Here is a 449-nt window from a genome sequence, read left to right on the forward strand (position 1 = left end):
GCCAGGCCTACAGCCTGCCTTGGGTATTGCTGGGGACAGCCATCCTCTGGCTGGGCTGGTACGGTTTCAACGCCGGCAGTGCCTTCGGCATGAACAGCGTGGCGCTGACGGCCTGCCTGACCACGACCGTGGCCGCTGCTTCATCAATGATGACCTGGCTGCTGCTTGAGGAAAGCCTGACCGGCAAGGTCAGCCTGGACGGCATCTGCACCGGGACCCTGTGCGGCCTGGTCGGCATCACTCCGGGCGCGGGCTATGAAAGCTGCGTGGGCGCCCTCTTCACCGGGGCCCTGTGCAGCCTGGCCAGCTACTTCTTCATCAGCCGCGTGAAAGGCAAGCTCAGCTTCGATGATCCGCTGGACGCCTTCGGCTGCCACGGGGTTTCCGGCATCGTCGGCTCTTTGACCGTCGGGCTCTTTGCCAGCCGGGGAATCGACAAGCAGATTTCC

Annotated in this window: 1 pseudogene; it reads left to right on the forward strand. The window is 64.4% G+C overall.

Features of this window, described 5'->3' with window-relative positions:
* Positions 1 to 449, forward strand: a pseudogene (locus lacNas_RS00180) (ammonium transporter); the annotation flags it as partial.

The organism is Lactobacillus nasalidis (assembly GCF_016587775.1).
GTDB lineage: Bacteria > Bacillota > Bacilli > Lactobacillales > Lactobacillaceae > Lactobacillus > Lactobacillus nasalidis.